Source organism: Pontibacter sp. JAM-7 (assembly GCF_048548695.2).
Classification (GTDB): Bacteria; Pseudomonadota; Gammaproteobacteria; order Pseudomonadales; family Balneatricaceae; genus Neptuniibacter.
Map to the genome: position 1 here is coordinate 1 of NZ_JBLYIF020000032.1, position 281 is coordinate 281.

Annotated in this window: 1 protein-coding gene; it reads right to left on the minus strand. The window is 39.9% G+C overall.

Annotated elements, in window-relative coordinates; genetic code table 11:
• Positions 1-281: BCCT family transporter (locus tag ACFVYJ_RS13750; RefSeq protein WP_463255419.1), on the minus strand; the 281-nt coding region annotated here is incomplete at both ends.

Here is a 281-nt window from a genome sequence, read left to right on the forward strand (position 1 = left end):
TGCCCAATAGAATTAGGGCAATCGTGGCCAAAAAGATAAACAATGACCAAATTAAGCGGTGTTTTTTGCTGGGGTCTTTTTTACCCCTGTCCGAAAACATACTAAGCACAAAAACAGCCGAGTCCACAGAGGTTACCAAAAAACCGATCAGCAGTAGTATGGTAGTTATATTTAGGAATGTAGAGAAGGGGTAGTTTTCAAAGAATACAAAAATTGAAGAAAACACTCCATTAAACTCGTTGTTATAGCTTCCCCATCCCTCAATAAGTTGGAAGGCCGAG